Origin of the sequence: Streptomyces sp. SA15 (genome assembly GCF_002291145.1) — a bacterium.
Taxonomy (GTDB): domain Bacteria; phylum Actinomycetota; class Actinomycetes; order Streptomycetales; family Streptomycetaceae; genus Streptomyces.
In genome coordinates, this window is the sequence record NZ_NTGE01000085.1 from 1 (window position 1) to 17,293 (window position 17,293).

Sequence of the window (17,293 nt, forward strand, 5' to 3'; positions counted from 1 at the left end):
GAGCGCCGTGCCACCCAGCCAGGCCCCGCGTCGCGCACCGTCCACGGCGGCTCCCGTGAGCCCCGTCGCGAGCCACAGCGCACCGTGCTCGCCCGCCCAGGACAGGGCGCGCGCGGCACTCGCGACGCGGCGGTCGCGGCCGTACGCCCGGAGCGCCGAAAGGATGCGGTGGTCCATGCCGTCGAAGGCGTTGAGGGCGTCGACGGTATTGAGGTCGTAGGGGTCGGGGAAGTCGTCCATGTGGACTCACTGTTCACGCCGGAACCGCCCGAACTCCGGCAATATTGAGCGACATCCCATTAATCACCCATTTCGGGGAGGAGATGGATGTCGCGGATGTTTCCAAACTAATCGCCCCCTTACCGGCGATACGGTCACCGACATGCCTGCCGACACCGTCTCCGTCACCGGCTGGGGCCGCACCGCTCCCACCACCGCCCGTCTGGTCCGTCCACGGACGTACGAGGAGGCCGCGGCCGCCGTCCGGGAGTGCGGGGCCCGCGGAGGCATTCCGAGGGGCCTGGGGCGGGCCTACGGGGACGCGGCGCAGAACGCCGGTGGGTCCGTTCTCGACATGACGGGTCTTGACCGCGTCCACACCATCGACGCCGACGGCGGGTTCGTGCTGTGCGACGCGGGCGTCTCCCTGCACCGGCTGATGGAAGTGCTGCTGCCGCTCGGCTGGTTCGTGCCGGTGACGCCCGGCACCCGCTACGTCACCGTCGGCGGGGCGATCGGCGCGGACATCCACGGCAAGAACCACCACGTGTCGGGCTCCTTCTCCCGCCACGTCCTGTCGCTCGAACTCCTCACCGCCGACGGCGAGATCCGCACCGTCGGCCGTGACACACCCCTGTTCGACGCGACCGCGGGCGGCATGGGCCTGACCGGCGTGATCCTCACCGCGACCATCCGGCTCCAGCCGGTCGAGACCGCGCTGATGTCGGTCGACACCGAGCGCGCCCGGGACCTCGACGACCTGATGGCGCGTCTGACGGCCACCGACCACCGCTACCGCTACTCGGTCGCGTGGATCGACCTGCTGGCGCGCGGCGCGGCGATGGGCCGCGCGGTGCTGACCCGGGGCGACCACGCGCCCCTGGATGCGCTGCCGGAAGGCACGCGCGCGCGTAGGGACCCGCTGGCCTTCCGCACCTCCCGCTTCCCGGCCGCCCCCGCGTCCCTGCCGGAGGGGCTGCTCAGCCGGACGACCGTGGGCCTGTTCAACGAGCTCTGGTATCGCAAGGCCCCACGCGCGCGTACCGGCGAGCTCCAGAAGCTCTCCACGTTCTTCCACCCCCTGGACGGAGTTCCCCACTGGAACCGGATCTACGGCCGCGGCGGCTTCGTGCAGTACCAGTTCGTCGTCGGCCACGGCCAGGAGGAGGCCGTACGCGGGATCGTGCGGCGCATCTCGCGGCGCCGCTGCCCGTCCTTCCTGGCCGTCCTCAAGCGCTTCGGGGACGCCGACCCGGGCTGGCTGTCCTTCCCGATGCCCGGTTGGACGCTGGCCCTGGACATCCCGGCGAACCTGCCCGGCCTCGGAGCCTTCCTCGACGAACTCGACGAGGAGGTCGCGACGGCCGGCGGCCGCGTCTACCTCGCCAAGGACTCCCGCCTGCGCCCCGACCTGCTGGCCGCGATGTACCCGCGCCTCGACGACTTCCGCGCGCTGCGCGCGGAGTCGGACCCGCGCGGGGTGTTCGTGTCCGACCTGGCCCGCCGCCTCAACCTCTAGGAGCTCCTGTCGTGAAGGACGCCTTCGGCATCCCCCAGTCCCTGCTCGTCCTCGGCGGCACGTCCGAGATCGCGCTGGCCACCGCCCGCCGCCTGATCGCCCGCCGCACCCGCACGGTGTGGCTGGCCGGACGCCCGTCCCCCGCCCTGGAGACGGCCGCTTCACACCTGCGCGCCCTGGGTGCCGACGTGCGCACCGTCCCCTTCGACGCGCTCGCCCCCGACTCCCACGAGACCACGCTCGGCAAGGTCTTCGCCGAGGGCGACGTCGACATGGTCCTGCTGGCCTTCGGGATCCTCGGCGACCAGGCCCAGGACGAGCGCGACCCGGCGGCCGCGGTGCGCGTCGCGCAGACCAACTACACGGGCGCGGTCTCGGCCGGCCTGCTCAGCGCACGCGCCCTGCAGACCCAGGGCCACGGCTCCCTGGTCGTCCTCTCCTCGGTCGCCGGCGAACGGGCCCGCCGCTCCAACTTCATCTACGGCTCCAGCAAGGCCGGCCTCGACACCTTCGCCCAGGGCCTGGGCGACGCCCTGCACGGCACGGGCGCGCACGTCATGGTCGTACGCCCCGGGTTCGTGCGGTCGAAGATGACGGCGGGCCTTCCGGAGGCTCCTCTCGCGACGACGCCGGAGGCGGTGGCGACGGCGATCGAGCTGGGGCTCAGGCGGCGCTCGGAGACGGTGTGGGTGCCGGGTGCGCTGCGGGTGGTGATGGCGGCGCTGCGGCATGTGCCTCGGGGGGTGTTTCGGCGGCTGCCGCTGTAACTGGAGGTACAGCCGATGCAACCAGAGGTACGGCCCGGTGTAACCGTAGTTACAGCTGGCCGGTGGGCAGGGAGCCGCGCTCCACGTGCGCCGACTGCGACGGCACCACCGCCCCGCTGAAGGCGAACTCGCGCAGTTTGCGCCACACACCGTCGGCGCCCTGTTCGTACAGCGCGAAGTCGGTGCACGGCCACTCGGCCTCGTAGTCGGCGAGTTCCTCGAAGGCACGGTCCATGGCCGCGTCGTCGATGCCGTGCGCCACCGTGACGTGCGGGTGGTACGGGAACTGCAGTTCGCGTGCCACGGGTCCGGAGGCGTCGCGGACCTGCTTCTGCAGCCGGGCGCAGGCTTCGGCACCCTCGGCGACCCGGACGAAGACGACGGGCGACAGGGGCCGGAACGTACCCGTGCCGGACAGGCGCATCGGGAAGGGACGCCCGGCGGCGGCGACCTCGGCGAGATGGGTCTCGATCGCGGGCAGCAGCGAGGCGTCGACCTCTGTCGGCGGCAGCAGTGTGACGTGCGTGGGGATGCCGTGAGCCGCGGCGTCGCCGAAGCCCGCGCGCAGCTGCTGGAGCTGGCTGCCGTGAGGCTCCGGGACCGCGATCGACACGCCGATCGTTACGGTCCGCACGTCGTCTCCTGTCGTCCTGGTGTTGCGTCTTGTCGATGCTCTTGTCGATGCGTCTTGCTGGTGCTGTCCGTGCGCACCGGCGGCCGCGCGTGACGGCCGTCCGGCTATCGACTGTACGGCCACGGCTGTGCTCCGGGCAGGCGCAACCGTAGTGATGTGCAGCGCTGTGCGGTGGTACTGGCGTGTGCCGGATGTGTTCCCGCCGCGTGCCAGTCGCGTTTCGGCCGCGTGCCCGTCGTGTTCCGACCGTGTGCCGTGTCGTGTTCCGACCGTGTGCCGCGGCGCCGGCTCAGTGCTTGGCGGGCAGGAAGCCCACCCTCTCGTACGCCTGGGAGAGGGTCTCCGCGGCGACGGCTCGCGCCTTCTCCGCGCCCTTGGCCAGGATCGAGTCCAGCGTCTCGGGGTCGTCCAGGTACTGCTGGGTGCGCTCCCGGAACGGCGTCACGAACTCGACCATGATCTCGGCGAGGTCCGTCTTGAGCGCGCCGTAGCCCTTGCCCTCGTACTTCTGTTCCAAGTCCGCGATGCTCTCACCCGTGAGGGTCGAGTAGATCGTGAGCAGGTTGCTGACGCCCGGCTTGTTCTCCGCGTCGTAGCGGATGACGGTGTCGGTGTCGGTGACCGCGCTCTTGACCTTCTTGGCCGTCGCCTTGGGCTCGTCGAGGAGGTTGATGAGGCCCTTCGGCGTGGACGCCGACTTGCTCATCTTGATCGACGGGTCCTGAAGGTCGTAGATCTTCGCCGTCTCCTTGAGGATGTACGGCTTCGGGACGGTGAAGGTCTGGCCGAAGCGGCCGTTGAAGCGCTCGGCGAGGTCGCGGGTGAGCTCGATGTGCTGGCGCTGGTCCTCGCCGACCGGGACCTCGTTGGCCTGGTAGAGCAGGATGTCCGCGACCTGGAGGATCGGGTACGTGAACAGGCCGACGGACGCCCGGTCCGCGCCCTGCTTGGCGGACTTGTCCTTGAACTGGGTCATGCGGGACGCCTCACCGAAGCCGGTGAGGCAGTTCATGACCCAGGCGAGCTGGGCGTGCTCGGGGACATGGCTCTGGACGAAGAGCGTGCAGCGCTCCGGGTCGAGACCGGCCGCGAGGAGCTGGGCGGCGGCCAGACGGGTGTTGGCGCGCAGGTCCGCGGGGTCCTGCGGGAGCGTGATCGCGTGCAGGTCGACGACCATGTAGAACGCGTCGTGGGACTCCTGCAGGGCCACCCACTGGCGGACGGCGCCGAGGTAGTTGCCGAGGTGGAACGAGCCTGCGGTGGGCTGGATTCCGGAGAGCACGCGGGGTCGGTCAGAGGCCATGCCCTCCATTCTCTCAGGTCTCGGCGGGCGGTCTGGAACTGGTCGGAAACAGATGGGACACAGGTGGGAACCGATCCGGCCCGGGCGGTGTACCAAGAATGTGAGGACGCGGGAGGGGGGCCGCATCGTCGATGAGGCCGCGGTGATCGCACGCGTACGCGCCGGAGAGCCGGAGGCGTACGCGGAACTGGTGCGGGCCCATACGGGCCTCGCGCTCAGGGCGGCCGCCGCGCTCGGGGCGGGTGCGGACGCGGAGGACGTGGTGCAGCAGGCCTTCGTCAAGGCGTACTGCGCGCTGGGCCGGTTCAAGGAGGGCTCGGCGTTCAAGCCGTGGCTGATGTCGATCGTGGCCAATGAGACGAGGAACACAGTGCGGACGGCGGCGCGCCAGCGCACGCTCGCCGGCCGCGAGGCGGCGTTCGCGGAGGCGGAGCCGCTGATACCGGAATCGGCGGACCCGGCGGTGGCCACGCTGGAGACGGAGCGCCGCGCGGCTCTGCAGGCCGCCCTGGAGAAACTGAGCGAGGAGCACCGCCTGGTCGTCACGTACCGCTATCTGCTGGAGATGGACGAGTCCGAGACGGCTCAGGCGCTGGGCTGGCCCCGGGGGACGGTGAAGTCCCGGCTGAATCGCGCGCTGCGGAAGCTGGGCCGGTTGCTGCCGGATTTTCGGCCTCGGGAAGGGGGTGATGAGGGTGCCTGACGGGCGGGATGCGCGGGGTTCGTACGACGGTGACGCCGACCTGCCCGAGGAGCTGCGGGCGCTCGGGCGTTCGCTGGATCCGCCGGGTGCGGCCGGGTCCGAGTCGATGGTGGAGCGGGTGCTGGAGCAGATACTCGCCATGGGGCCACCGCCCGCGCCCTTGAGGCAGCGGGGGAGGGTGCCGGTCCCGGTGCCCGAGCCACCGGGGGCCGCCGAGCGGCTGCGGACGGTCCGGCACTGGACGCGTGCGCGGTGGCGTTCGCTGACCGCGACGCTGTGCGGCCTGCTGACGGTGCTCGCGCTCACGCCCCCGGTGCGGGCCTCGGTCCTCGACTGGTTCGACTTCGGCGGGGTCCAGGTGCGGTACGACCCGTCGGCGACGCCCTCCAGCGGCGCCGAGGTGCCCGGCTGCGGGCGCTCGCTGTCGATGGCGCAGGCCGAGCGGCGAGCCGGGTTCGAGCCGCTGATGCCCCGGGCGCTGGGCGTGCCGGACGCGGTGACGGTGACCGATGAGCCCCAGGGCCGGTTCCTGGTGAGTCTGTGCTGGCACGAGCAGGGGCGGGTGATCCGGCTCGACGAGTTCGCTGCGGGCCTGGACGTCACCTTCGCGAAGGCCGCGCGCGAGCAGCCGGAGTGGCTGGAGCTGGGCGCCGACGCCTCCGACAACGGAATGGCGGACCCCGCCCTGTGGTTCCCGCGCCCGCACGTGCTGAGCTTCTGGCTGGTGGGCGCGGACGGGGAGCAGTACACGCGTAAGGAGCGGACGGCCGGGCCGACGCTGCTGTGGACCCACGACGTGAGCGGCGAGGAGATGACCCTCCGGCTGGAGGGCGTGGCTTCGAAGGCGCGGGCGGTGGAGATCGCGAAGTCGCTCGACGAGCCGGATGGGCCGTCCTCGAGATAGTGCGGGCGGAGTGGGAACCCCGGCGGGTCGGGCGGTGTACCAGAAGTGACAGGCGGCTCGCGGGCGGGTCGCAGGGGGATCGTCCTGTAGGGGGTTCGGATGCGCGAGAAGACGGGCGGCCTGAGCGGCCGGGGCGGCCGATGTCGTGAACTGGCAGTGGTGGCCGGGGCGTTGGCGGTAACGCTCGCGCTGATGGTGTGGGGGGCGTCCTCCGCGTCGGCCGGCGGGCCGACCAGCGTGCTCGTGGTGTCGCCTCAGAGCACGGAGACGGCCTCGCTGTACTACTCCGACAAGGAGTACGGAGAAGTGGAGCGGCTGCTCGGCCAGCCGGGCACGGGCACCCACGACAAGCCGCCCGAGGCCGCACTGACCGCCGCCCGGCAGATCAACGTCACATGGATGGTGCACGACGTGTCGCCCTGGCGACTGGACCGGGTGTTCCCGCTGACGGACTCCGATGACGTCTGGATACACACGGCGACGAACCTGCCCGAGACGGTGAACGGGTACTGGCACCGCGCTCAGCACCCCGACCAGCTCCGCGCCCTGCTCAAAAAGCTGGGCGTGATGGGCGGGACATCGGCCGAGGGCGCGTCCGGGATCTTCCCCGCGCCTTGGGAAACGGGCGACGCGGCGACCGACCCGCCCGACACGACGACCACCACTGTGCAGACCGGCACGCCTGCGGCGGACGACGACATGGAGTGGTGGTGGGCTCTGCCCGGCGCGGCGGCGGGAGCGGTGCTGGCGCTGGTTCTGCGGTCGTACGCCCTGCGGAAGCCGTGGGATCGCCTGCGGCGAGAGCCAGGGCCCCGGCAAGAACTGCGGGATGTGTGAGGTCGCGCAAGCGGGGCGGCAGGACAACCAAGAAGGGGGGCCGGACAGCGTGGAAGACCTGGGGGGACTAATGGCGGCTCGGCGCAGATGCGCGAGGGCACGGGCACGGCTGGCGATCTTCGTGCCGGTGTCGATGGCGGGGGCGTTGCTCGGAATGCCGACGGCCGTTGCGGCGGCCGACGCGGTGGGGCGGGGGCCAGGCCCTGATCGTGACGTTCCCGATGTGGCGGTGGTCGTCGCGGGCGGCTCGGGTCGGACGACGACGGTGCGCTCGGGCGAGCCGTACTTCGCCCGCCTCTGGCAGCTGTTGCAGCCGACGTACGCCGGGTCGGAGCGGGTGTCGGAGGCGTGGGCCGAGGGCGGGTATCCGCCGGTGCGCATGACCGTGGTCTGGGGACTGACGGGCATCGGCGGCTGGCCGCAGACCAACTCCGCGCCCGGTGGTGACGTGGCAATGGAGCGGCAGGACCAGCTGTTCGTGGCGGAGGACGGCACGCCGTGGGTGCGCATGGACTGGGCACCGGACGTTACGGACGACGACATCCGCTGGCATCGGGCGCCGCGCTCGGTATGGGAGCGGCTGAGCCGGACGGAGCTGCTCGGTGCGGCGGGCGACGGGGCTGAAGGGAGCGGTGCGGTCGGGAGCCGGACGCGTGAGGAGCCGGGGCGGTGGAGACCCGACGGCGTCTGGTGGGCGGTGCCGGGCCTCGCCGTGGGGTTCGGGGCCGGTGTCGGCGGGACGCTGCTGATACGCCGCGCGGCGGCCCGGCCGGGAGCCGGACCGCCGCGGGAGGAACCACGACAGGGACTGATCGACCTGTAGGCCGGCCGCGAGCGTCAGCCGAGGTCGATCTCCGGGTACAGCGGGAAGCCGGAGACGAGGTCGGTGGCCCGGCGGGAGATCTCGTCCGCGATCTTCGGGTCGAGGACGTGCTGGGCCTTGGACGGGGCGCCCTTGCTGGTGGTGCCGGGCTCCGTGGTGGTGAGGACGCGGTCGATGAGGCCGGCGACCTCGTCCATCTCGGCGGTGCCCAGGCCGCGCGTGGTCAGGGCGGGGGTGCCGATGCGGATGCCGGAGGTGTACCAGGCGCCGTTGGGGTCGGCCGGGATGGCGTTGCGGTTGGTGACGATGCCCGAGTCGAGCAGGGCGGCCTCGGCCTGGCGGCCGGTCAACCCGTACGACGTGGCCACGTCGATCAGGTTGAGGTGGTTGTCGGTGCCGCCGGTGACAAGGGTGGCGCCCCGGCGCATCAGGCCTTCGGCCAGCGCGCGGGAGTTGTCGACGATGCGCTGGGCGTAGTCCTGGAAGGAGGGCTGACGGGCCTCGGCGAGGGCGACGGCCTTGGCGGCCATGACGTGCGGGAGCGGGCCGCCGAGGACCATCGGGCAGCCGCGGTCGACCTGGTCCTTGAGGGAGTCGTCGCACAGGACCATGCCGCCGCGGGGGCCGCGCAGCGACTTGTGGGTGGTGGTGGTGACGATCTGGGCGTGCGGGATGGGGTCGAAGTCGCCGGTGAGCACCTTGCCGGCCACCAGGCCCGCGAAGTGCGCCATGTCCACCATCAGGGTCGCCCCGACCTCGTCGGCGATCTCGCGCATGAGGCGGAAGTTCACGAGACGGGGGTAGGCGGAGTAGCCGGCGACGATGATCAGCGGCTTGAACTCGCGGGCAGACACCCGCAGCGCCTCGTAGTCGATCAGACCCGTGGTGGGGTCGGTGCCGTAGGAGCGCTGGTCGAACATCTTGCCGGAGATGTTCGGGCGGAAGCCGTGGGTGAGGTGGCCGCCGGCGTCCAGGGACATGCCGAGCATGCGCTGGTTGCCGAAAGCCTGGCGGAGTTCGGCCCAGTCGGCCTCGGAGAGGTCGTTGACCTGGCGGACGCCGGCCTTCTCCAGGGCGGGGGCCTCGACGCGGGCGGCGAGGACGGACCAGAAGGCGACGAGGTTGGCGTCGATGCCGGAGTGCGGCTGGACGTAGGCGTGGCGGGCGCCGAAGAGCTCCTTGGCGTGCTCGGCTGCGAGGGACTCGACGGTGTCGACGTTGCGGCAGCCGGCGTAGAAGCGGCGGCCGATGGTGCCCTCGGCGTACTTGTCGCTGAACCAGTTGCCCATGGCCAGCAGGGTGGCCGGGGAGGCGTAGTTCTCGGAGGCGATCAGCTTGAGCATCTCGCGCTGGTCGGCGACCTCCTGGCCGATGGCGTCGGCCACGCGCGGCTCGACGGCGCGGATCACGTCGAGGGCGGCACGGAAGGCGGTGGACTCGTTGGAGAGGGGTTCGGCTGACATGGGCGACCTCCGGACGGTGTGTTCGGCGTTCACGGTACGGCCCAGGCGCACGGCACTTGGTTGCTCGGGCCGCTCCCCGATGGTCCATCCCATCCCAGCGCGCCAGTCACGGCCCGCTGATCAGCCTACCGGGCACGCCGGGAAGCCCAGGTCACGCGTCCACCATGCGAGCGACCACAGAAGCGACCATAGAAAGGAGGCCACCGTCAGCTCAGGGAGATGCCGTGAACCCTACGGAGACGCTCATCGCCGCCGCCGAGGCCCACAGCGCGCACAACTACCGTCCGCTGCCGGTGGTCGTGGCCACGGCGGACGGGGCGTGGATGACGGATGTGGAGGGGCGGAGGTATCTGGATCTGCTGGCCGGGTATTCGGCGCTCAACTTCGGCCATCGCAACCGGCGGATCGTCGAGGCGGCGAAGGCTCAGTTGGAGCGGGTGACGCTGACGTCCCGGGCGTTTCATCACGACCGGTTCGCCGCGTTCTGCGAGGAGCTCGCCGAGCTGTGCGGCATGGAGATGGTGCTGCCGATGAACACCGGCGTGGAGGCGGTGGAGACGGCGGTGAAGACGGCGCGGAAGTGGGGGTACCGGGTCAAGGGCGTGCCGGCGGAGATGGCGAAGATCGTGGTCGCGGGGGGCAACTTCCACGGGCGGACGACGACGGTCATCAGTTTCTCCACGGACGCCGAGGCGCGGGCGGACTACGGGCCGTACACGCCGGGCTTCGAGATCGTGCCGTACGGGGATGTGACGGCGATGCGTGGGGCGCTGACCGAGAACACGGTCGCGGTGCTGCTCGAGCCGATCCAGGGCGAGAGGGGGGTGCTGGTGCCGCCCGCCGGTTATCTGCCGGCGGTGCGGGAGCTGACGCGCGAGCGGAACGTGCTGTTCGTGGCGGACGAGATCCAGTCGGGGCTGGGGCGGACGGGGCGGACGTTCGCGTGCGAGCACGAGGGGGTGGTGCCGGACGTGTATGTGCTGGGGAAGGCGCTCGGGGGCGGGATCGTGCCGGTGTCGGCGGTGGTGTCGAGCGCCGAGGTGCTCGGGGTGTTCCGGCCCGGGGAGCACGGGTCGACGTTCGGCGGGAATCCGCTGGCCTGTGCGGTGGCGCTGGAGGTGCTCGCGATGCTGCGGTCGGGCGAATACCAGGCGCGCGCCGCCCGGCTCGGCGAGCATCTGCACCGGGAGCTGAGGGAGCTGGCCGGGGCGGGACGGGTGACGGCGGTGCGCGGGCGCGGGCTGTGGGCGGGCGTGGACATCGCTCCGGCGTACGGCACGGGGCGGGAGATCTCCGAGAGCCTGATGGACCGGGGTGTGCTGGTGAAGGACACGCACGGGCCGACGATCCGGATCGCGCCGCCTCTGATCATCGCCGAGGAGGATCTGGACTGGGGGCTGGCCCAGCTGCGTGCCGTACTGGGCCTCTGAGACCCGGCATGGGCCTCTGAGGCCCGGTCAGAGGATCACGTGCGGCAGGAAGCGGGCGTACTCGTCCGTGATCAGGCCGGAGGACTCGCGGATGCCCAGGCCCGCGGACTCGTCCTCGACCACCCAGGTGCCGAGGACGACGTGGTTGCCGTCGAAGGAAGGCAGAGGGGCCAACTCCTGGTAGCAGCAGGGCTCTTCGCGGATGACAGGGGCCGCTCCGGGCTCGTGGACCGTCACGCCGGCGCCCTCGCGGCCCAGCAGGGGCTTGGTGACGTAACCGGTGGTCGTCGCCAGTTCGCGGGGGCCGTCGAGGTGGGCGGGCAGGAGGTTGGGGTGGCCTGGGTGGAGTTCCCAGAGGATGGCGAGCAGGGCCTTGTTGCTCAGGAGCATCTTCCAGGCGGGCTCGATCCACAGGGTCGTGCCCGTGCCGCCGCCGTTGTCGAGGGTTTCGAGGACGTGGGCGGCGAAGCGGTCGGTGGTGAGCCACTCCCAGGGATAGAGCTTGAAGCAACTGCGGATGAAGCGGAGTTGGTTGTCGACGAAGCGGCCGGACAGCGGGTCCCAGCCGATCTCCTCCATGGAGATCCAGTCGGTTTCCAGGCCGGCCTGCTCCGCCGTCTCCTTGAGGTAGGCGACCGTCATGAGGTCCTCGCCGAGTTCGTCGGCCGAGGAGTGGGCGAAGTACAGGGGGTTGCCGGGTGGGAGGAGGGCGGCCTGTTTCTTCCAGGCGGCGATCAGGCGTTCGTGGAGGGAGTTCCACTGGTCGGCGCCGGGGAAGCGTTCCTCCATCCAGAACCACTGGGGTGAGGCGGCCTCGACCAGGGACGTGGGCGTGTCGGCGTTGTACTCCAGGAGTTTCGCGGGGCCCGTGCCGTCGTAGCGGAGGTCGAAGCGGCCGTAGACGGAGGGGAGTTCGGCGCGGCGGCGCCAGGCCTCGGCGACCGCATCGGCCACGCGGGGGTCGGTGATGCCGAGGTCGGCGAAGCGGTTCTCGGCGACGATGTGCTCGGCCGCGGCGAGGCACATGCGGTGGAGTTCCTCGACGACCTCCTCCAGGGCCTCGATCTCGGGGAGGGTGAAGGCGTAGTAGGCGCTCTCGTCCCAGTAGGGGCGCAGGGAGTCGTCGGGGTAGCGGGTGAGGGGGTAGACGAGCCCTTGTTCCTCGACGGTCTGCTGCCAGCCGGGGCGGGGCTCGATGGTGTGGCGTTCCATGGGGTTCGGGCTCCAGGGTCCTGTTCGGGGCTCTCGTCAGCCGCCGGAGCTGCCCTTGCCGATGCCGCCGCTGCCGCCGCCGTCGCCGTCACCGCTGCCGAAGCCGCCGCGGTCGACGCCGCTGCCACCAGTGCTGCTGCTGCCACCGCTCGAACTGCTGGATCCCTTGCCGGACTTGGTGAAGGAGCCGTTCTTCACCCAGTCGCCGCGCTTCTTGCCGCCGTAATACCAGGCGCCGTCGACGGTGGTGACGGACTTGCAGTTCTTGTCGGCGACGATCTCGTAGCCCTTGGAGAGGTTGTAACTGTCGCGGTCGACGCAGCGCTTGTCCGGGTCGGAGGAACAGGCCGTGAGGGCCGCGGCGAGCAGGCCCATGCCGCCGAGTGCGACGGTGCCCGAGCGAAGTTGTCGGCGTGCGTCTGCCATGTTCGTTTCTCCCCGTTGGTCAAGCCTCGTGTCCGGCGGTCAGCTTAGAAGATCGGTAAGAGCGGACACGCAGGTGGCCCGCTCACCGCCTCCCTTACGGCCGCTTTGTTCCCTTTGGAATGATGCGCACCCTTGCCGTCGCAGCCCGTTCCGGTACGGTCACCAAATGGAATTCACGTCGTACCGGATTTCGTAGAGTTACCCAAGGTATCGCCCAAGGCAGACCCTTTACGGCATCTTCACAAGCCGTCAAGGGTACGGAAAGCAACGCGAAGAGCCACGTCCCGGACAGCGGAAAAACTTCGTTGATATTTGAACGGGACGGCCGCTCTTTCCGTACTCAACGACGTGACCAGTAATCCCGTCACCGTCACCGTGGCCTATCACGTGGTGCCGGGCCACGAGGCCGACTTCCATTCCTGGGGGTGGGCCATGCTGGGCGCGAGCGCGCAGCAGCCGGGCTTCCTGGGGGGTGGCGTACTTGTCGACGGAGAGGCGGAGTGGCATGTGGTCTATCGCTTCGCCAGCGAAGGCACCGCCCGGGCCTGGGAGGACTCGGTTCCCCGCAAACAGTGGGACATCCGGGCGGAGGGCTTCGCGCGGCAGACGGGCCGCAGGAGCGTGCGGGGCGCGAAGGTGTGGTTCGACTCACAGACCGACCGGCCCGCCGCGCCGGTCCCGCCGTCGAAATGGAAACTGTGGTTCGTGAATATGAGCGCCGTGTTCCCACCGGTGCTTCTGTTCAATTTGATCGTGCTTCCCTATCTCGGCGGCCTCAATCCGTTCATCCGTACGCTGCTGTTGTGCCTGTGTGTGACGGCCATCGTCACCTGGATTCTCATGCCGCGCCTGCAGCGTTTCTTCAGGAAATGGCTGTATCCACCGCTCCAGGCGCTCCGCGGACGGCACAAAAGGCGGACCGCGTAGGCCCGAGAACGACCCGAGGGAGGTGGGCGGGTGAAGACCCTGCTCATCGACAATTACGACTCGTACACGTACAACCTGTTCCAGCTGATCGCCGGGGTCAACGGCGAGGAGCCGGTGGTGCTCCTCAATGACGCCCCCGCCGACGGGATTCCGGATCTCGCGGAGTTCGACAACGTGGTGGTGTCGCCGGGCCCCGGGCATCCGGCGCAGGCGCGCGACTTCGGCATCAGTGCCCGCGTGCTCGCCGAGTCCCCGGTTCCCGTACTCGGCGTCTGCCTGGGCCACCAGGGCATCGCCCTCGGGGAACGCTGCCGGGTCGCTCCCGCCCCGGAGCCCCGGCACGGGCATCTGAGCACCGTCCGGCACGACGGACAGGACCTGTTCCAGGGGCTGCCGCAGGACTTCACCGCGGTCCGCTACCACTCGCTGGCCGTGCGCGAGCCGCTGCCCGAGACCCTGGAGGCGACCGCGTGGGCCGAGGACGGCGTCCTCATGGGGCTGCGGCACCGCGGCCGACCCCTGTGGGGGGTGCAGTTCCACCCGGAATCCGTCCTCACCGAGTACGGCCACCGCATGCTCGTGAACTTCCGGAACCTCACGGCGGAACGGGCGCGCAAGCTGCGTACGAAGAACACCGCGGTGCCCGCGCCCACGGATGTCCCCCGCCGCCCGGCCACCGCGGCCACCGCGGCCACCGCGGCCACCGCGGCCACATGGGCCATAACAGCCACAACCACACCGGTGACACCAATATCGGCCACATCTGCCACATCAGCAGCCAGGCCGGCCACAACGGCCACGTCGGCCACGTCGGCCACCGCAACCATCCCCCGCCCCCGACGCGCCGGCGGTCCCGCCCACCGGCTGCACACCCGTCGCATCGCCACCGCGGTCGACGCGGAGGCGGCCTTCACCCGGATGTACGCCGCCTCCGAGCGGGCGTTCTGGCTGGACAGCTCGCTGGTCGAGCCGGGCCGGTCCCGGTTCTCGTTCTTCGGCGACGGCAGCGGACCGCTCGCCGAGTTCGTCCGGTACGACGTCCAAGCCGGCCGCTGTGAGATCGAGCGGGCGGGGCGGCCCCCGCGCAAGGTCCGGGCGAGCGTCTTCGACTATCTCAAGCGGCAGTTGGCGAACCGCCGGGTGGACGCCGACGGACTGCCCTTCGACTTCACCGGCGGCTATGTCGGCTACTTCGGCTACGAGACGAAGGCCGACTGCGGCTCGCCGAACCGGCACCGTTCCGAACTCCCGGACGCGTGCTGGCTGTTCGCCGACCGGCTGATCGCGGTGGACCACCAGGAGGGGTACACCTACGCGGTCTGCCTGGCGGAGGACACCCCGAGGGCCGCGCGGGAGGCGGCCGACTGGCTCGAGAGCGCGCTGGCCCAGCTCACCTTCGTATCCGCGGAATCGGACCAGTCGCGACAGCTCCTCCCGGGCGAGGCCGACCCCGGCGCCGCCGAGCCGTGGCTGGTCCGCGACCGGGCGACGTACCTCGCGGACATCGAGGCGTGTCAGCGGGAGTTGCGAGCGGGCACGAGTTACGAGGTCTGCCTGACCGATGCCGCCCGGTTACCGGCCCCGCCCGACGCGTACGAGTTCTACCGGATGCTGCGCCGCGTCGACCCGGCGCCGTACGCGGCCTTCCTGAGGTTCGGCGACCTCGATGTGGCCGGCTCCTCCCCCGAGCGTTTCCTGCGAATCACCCGGGACGGTGTGGCCGAGGCGAGGCCCATCAAGGGCACGGCGCCCCGCAGCGAGGAGCCCGAGGAGGACGCCCGGCTCAGGGACGCGCTGGCGGCGGACGCCAAGACGCGCGCCGAGAACCTGATGATCGTCGACCTGCTCCGCAACGACCTGGGCCGGGTCTGCCGGACCGGGACGGTGCGCGTCCCCCGGCTCATGGCGACCGAGACGTACGCCACCGTGCACCAGCTCGTCTCCACGGTCGAGGGCCGGCTGCGCGAGGGCACGGACGCGGTCGACTGCGTCCGCGCCTGCTTCCCCGGCGGTTCGATGACGGGTGCGCCGAAGCTGCGCACCATGGAGATCATCGACTCCCTGGAGACAGAGGCCCGGGGCGTCTACTCCGGCGCTCTCGGCTACCTGGGGTGCGGCGGCGGCGCGGATCTCAGCATCGTCATCCGCACCGCCGTACTTGCCGACGGTCTGATGCACGTGGGCGCGGGCGGAGCGATCGTCCTCGACTCCGATCCGGTCGCGGAGTACGACGAGATGCTGCTGAAGACGGCGGCCCAGATGCGGGCCCTCCACCAGCACACGGCGGACCGGATACGGGAACAGCGGGAGCAGACCGCGATGCGGACGGCCACCGCGCTCCCGGTGGGCCCGCGACAGGAGCGGCCCTCCGCCGAGGAGCCCGCCCGATGACGACCGACCAGTCCGCGACGCACCAGCCCGCGACCCCACGGTCTACGACCCACGAGTCCGCGACCCACCAGTCCGGGACCCACCAGTCCGGGACCCCACGGTCTACGACCCCACGATCCACCACCGCGCGACCCACACCCCCGCGATCCACGCTGTCCCCGGAGCCGTCCCGGGAGCCGTCCCCGGCCGACGCCGCCGCCCCCGGCAACCTCGCGGCGCATCTCACGGCACTCGCCGAGCGGCGCGGGTGGGCCGACCGGCCCGCCTTCCACCAGGGCCACCGGGCCTGGACCCACGGCGAGGTGCACGATCTCGCGGCCCGCGTGGCCACCGTGCTCGCCGACCAGGGAGTGCGCCCCGGCGACCGGGTGCTGCTGGCCCTGCCCGACGGCATCGCCTGGGTGACGGCCTTCCTCGCATCCGCCCGCCTCGGGGCCGTGGCGGTCCTGGCCAACCCCGAACTCCCCGCCGCCGAGCACGCGTTCATGGCCGGGGACACCGACGCGGTGCTGCGCGTGACCGGACCGGGCCTGGAGGACGGGCCGGAGCGGTTCCCCGCCCGGGCGGTGCGCCTGGGCGCCGATCAGCTGCTCGCGCTCGCCACCACCGCCGAGCCGGCCCCCGCCCACCCGGTCCACGCGCACACGCCCCTGTACATCCAGTACACCTCCGGTACGACAGGCCGCCCCAAGGGCGTCGTACACCGGCACGGCGACCCGAGGACGTACCACGACCTCATCGGCCGGCGGGTGCTGCGGATCACCCAGGACGACGTCACCCTGTCGGTGTCGAAGCTGTACTTCGCCTACGGCTTCGGCAACGCCTTCGTCTTCCCGCTCTTCTCGGGGTCGTCCGCCGTGCTGGTGGACCGGCGTGCGACCCCGGCCGCCGTCGACGAACTCGTCGCCCGGCACCGGGTGACCCTGCTCTACTCCGTGCCGTCCGCGTACGCCGCGCTGGTCGCCGACCGGGGCAGCGGGCACGAGGCCTGCTTCGCCTCGGTACGCGCCGCGGTGTCGGCGGGCGAGGGCATGCCGGCGGGACTCGGGAGACAGATCACCGAGCTGCTCGGCGCGCCGGTCCTGGAGCAGATCGGTTCCACCGAGGCGGGCCACGCCTTCTGCGCCAACGGCTTCGACCACAACCACCCCGGCACGGTCGGACGTCCCGTACCCGGCTTCGAGGTGGAGCTGCGCGACCGGGACGGGCGGCCGGTGACGGACGGGGCGGAGGGCGAGATGTGGGCGCGCGGTCCGACGGTGACGCCCGGCTACCTGAACCGGCCCGAGGAGACGGACCGCGCCCTGGTCGGCGGCTGGCTGGCCACCCGTGACCGGGCGCGGCGCGAGCCGGACGGCACGTTCCGGCATCTGGGCCGCGTCGACGACATGGAGATGGTCGGCGGCATCACCGTCTCGCCGCTGGAGGTGGAGGCCGTGCTGCGGACCCATCCGGCGGTGCGGGAGGTCGCCGTCGTGGCCGTCACCGACGGACGCGGCGTCAGCCGGCTGCGCGCCTTCGTCGTCCCCGTCACACCGCTGCCGTACGGCCCGGGCGGCCTGGACGGCCTGGAGGACGACCTGATCCGGCTGGCCCGGGAGCACCTGGCCGCCTTCAAGGTCCCCAGAAGCGTCGGCTTCGTCACGTCCCTGCCCCGCACCCCGACCGGAAAGCTCCGCCGCCACCTGGTCCGACAGGGCGCGTGGTGACCATGCCAGACCTAGTGACCACGCCA

Annotated in this window: 15 protein-coding genes, 1 pseudogene and 1 riboswitch; of the genes and pseudogenes, 10 read left to right on the plus strand and 6 right to left on the minus strand. The window is 71.3% G+C overall.

What is annotated here, in order from left to right; genetic code table 11:
- A pseudogene (locus CLM62_RS16080) lies at positions 1–240 on the minus strand (phosphatase PAP2 family protein); the annotation flags it as partial.
- A gap of 142 nt (positions 241–382) precedes the next feature.
- On the opposite strand from CLM62_RS16080, the gene CLM62_RS16085 reads away from it, so the two are divergent.
- Together CLM62_RS16085 and CLM62_RS16090 are read left to right on the plus strand one after the other, a co-directional pair.
- Positions 383–1,738: an FAD-binding oxidoreductase gene (locus tag CLM62_RS16085; protein ID WP_095750560.1), complete on the plus strand. Its 1,356-nt coding sequence runs from the start codon at positions 383–385 to the stop codon at positions 1,736–1,738.
- Between the two features lie 11 nt (positions 1,739–1,749).
- Positions 1,750–2,505 (plus strand): decaprenylphospho-beta-D-erythro-pentofuranosid-2-ulose 2-reductase, encoded by a 756-nt coding sequence (locus CLM62_RS16090; protein ID WP_095750561.1) that lies wholly within the window; start codon positions 1,750–1,752, stop codon positions 2,503–2,505.
- Positions 2,506–2,554: 49 nt separating this feature from the next.
- On the opposite strand, the gene CLM62_RS16095 is transcribed toward CLM62_RS16090, so the two are convergent.
- Both CLM62_RS16095 and trpS read right to left on the minus strand, forming a co-directional pair.
- A complete protein-coding gene (locus CLM62_RS16095) occupies positions 2,555–3,139 on the minus strand; it encodes a 2'-5' RNA ligase family protein (RefSeq protein ID WP_095750562.1) in 585 nt (194 codons plus the stop codon).
- Between the two features lie 289 nt (positions 3,140–3,428).
- Entirely contained in the window at positions 3,429–4,442 is a 1,014-nt protein-coding gene (trpS, locus tag CLM62_RS16100) for a tryptophan--tRNA ligase (protein ID WP_095750577.1), read from the minus strand.
- A gap of 142 nt (positions 4,443–4,584) precedes the next feature.
- Here trpS and CLM62_RS16105 point away from each other — a divergent pair, with 142 nt between their 5' ends.
- From CLM62_RS16105 to CLM62_RS16120, 4 genes are all read left to right on the plus strand, one after another.
- Positions 4,585–5,145: a sigma-70 family RNA polymerase sigma factor gene (locus CLM62_RS16105; RefSeq protein WP_257003870.1), complete on the plus strand. Its 561-nt coding sequence runs from the start codon at positions 4,585–4,587 to the stop codon at positions 5,143–5,145.
- Positions 5,132–6,049: a hypothetical protein gene (locus CLM62_RS16110; protein ID WP_095750563.1), complete on the plus strand. Its 918-nt coding sequence runs from the start codon at positions 5,132–5,134 to the stop codon at positions 6,047–6,049. Before CLM62_RS16105 ends, CLM62_RS16110 begins: the two co-directional genes overlap by 14 nt.
- A 99-nt stretch (positions 6,050–6,148) precedes the next feature.
- Positions 6,149–6,886 carry a hypothetical protein gene (locus CLM62_RS16115; RefSeq protein ID WP_257003871.1) on the plus strand — a complete coding sequence of 246 codons (738 nt, stop codon included), beginning with the start codon at positions 6,149–6,151 and terminating at the stop codon, positions 6,884–6,886.
- Positions 6,887–7,040: 154 nt separating this feature from the next.
- Positions 7,041–7,709 (plus strand): hypothetical protein, encoded by a 669-nt coding sequence (locus CLM62_RS16120; protein ID WP_095750580.1) that lies wholly within the window; start codon positions 7,041–7,043, stop codon positions 7,707–7,709.
- A 14-nt stretch (positions 7,710–7,723) separates the two neighbouring features.
- Here the strand turns inward: CLM62_RS16120 and CLM62_RS16125 are convergent, their stop codons facing one another.
- Entirely contained in the window at positions 7,724–9,223 is a 1,500-nt protein-coding gene (locus CLM62_RS16125) for a glycine hydroxymethyltransferase (protein WP_373559148.1), read from the minus strand.
- Positions 9,205–9,292: riboswitch (ZMP/ZTP riboswitch) on the minus strand. Its footprint overlaps the gene before it by 19 nt.
- Positions 9,293–9,396: 104 nt before the next feature.
- Between CLM62_RS16125 and rocD the strand changes: the two genes are divergently transcribed.
- On the plus strand, positions 9,397–10,602 hold the full coding sequence (rocD, locus tag CLM62_RS16130; RefSeq protein WP_095750564.1) for an ornithine--oxo-acid transaminase: 1,206 nt from the start codon (positions 9,397–9,399) through the stop codon (positions 10,600–10,602).
- 27 nt (positions 10,603–10,629) lie between these two features.
- Here the strand turns inward: rocD and CLM62_RS16135 are convergent, their stop codons facing one another.
- Both CLM62_RS16135 and CLM62_RS16140 read right to left on the minus strand, forming a co-directional pair.
- Entirely contained in the window at positions 10,630–11,814 is a 1,185-nt protein-coding gene (locus CLM62_RS16135) for a glutathionylspermidine synthase family protein (protein ID WP_095750565.1), read from the minus strand.
- 36 nt (positions 11,815–11,850) lie between these two features.
- The gene (locus CLM62_RS16140) at positions 11,851–12,240 is read right to left on the minus strand and encodes a hypothetical protein (protein ID WP_095750566.1); all 390 of its coding nucleotides are present in this window, start codon (positions 12,238–12,240) and stop codon (positions 11,851–11,853) included.
- A 348-nt stretch (positions 12,241–12,588) separates the two neighbouring features.
- On the opposite strand from CLM62_RS16140, the gene CLM62_RS16145 reads away from it, so the two are divergent.
- From CLM62_RS16145 to CLM62_RS16155, 3 genes are read left to right on the plus strand one after another with little or no spacing between them, the layout of a single operon-like run.
- Positions 12,589–13,167, plus strand: a complete 579-nt coding sequence (locus tag CLM62_RS16145; protein ID WP_257003872.1) for an antibiotic biosynthesis monooxygenase — start codon at positions 12,589–12,591, stop codon at positions 13,165–13,167.
- Between the two features lie 30 nt (positions 13,168–13,197).
- Complete coding sequence (gene pabB / locus CLM62_RS16150; RefSeq protein ID WP_095750568.1) at positions 13,198–15,558, plus strand: aminodeoxychorismate synthase component I; 2,361 nt, start codon at positions 13,198–13,200, stop codon at positions 15,556–15,558.
- Complete coding sequence (locus CLM62_RS16155) at positions 15,555–17,267, plus strand: AMP-binding protein (protein WP_257003873.1); 1,713 nt, start codon at positions 15,555–15,557, stop codon at positions 17,265–17,267. Before pabB ends, CLM62_RS16155 begins: the two co-directional genes overlap by 4 nt.
- Positions 17,268–17,293: the final 26 nt, after the last annotated feature.

Excerpts from the sequence above, each read along its gene's own strand:
- CLM62_RS16085 (WP_095750560.1), top strand. The coding sequence starts at position 383 with ATGCCTGCCGACACCGTCTCCGTCACCGGCTGGGGCCGCACCGCTCCC.
- trpS (WP_095750577.1), bottom strand. The coding sequence starts at position 4,442 with ATGGCCTCTGACCGACCCCGCGTGCTCTCCGGAATCCAGCCCACCGCA.
- CLM62_RS16110 (WP_095750563.1), top strand. The coding sequence starts at position 5,132 with ATGAGGGTGCCTGACGGGCGGGATGCGCGGGGTTCGTACGACGGTGAC.
- CLM62_RS16115 (WP_257003871.1), top strand. The coding sequence starts at position 6,149 with ATGCGCGAGAAGACGGGCGGCCTGAGCGGCCGGGGCGGCCGATGTCGT.
- CLM62_RS16120 (WP_095750580.1), top strand. The coding sequence starts at position 7,041 with ATGCCGACGGCCGTTGCGGCGGCCGACGCGGTGGGGCGGGGGCCAGGC.
- CLM62_RS16135 (WP_095750565.1), bottom strand. The coding sequence starts at position 11,814 with ATGGAACGCCACACCATCGAGCCCCGCCCCGGCTGGCAGCAGACCGTC.
- CLM62_RS16140 (WP_095750566.1), bottom strand. The coding sequence starts at position 12,240 with ATGGCAGACGCACGCCGACAACTTCGCTCGGGCACCGTCGCACTCGGC.
- CLM62_RS16155 (WP_257003873.1), top strand. The coding sequence starts at position 15,555 with ATGACGACCGACCAGTCCGCGACGCACCAGCCCGCGACCCCACGGTCT.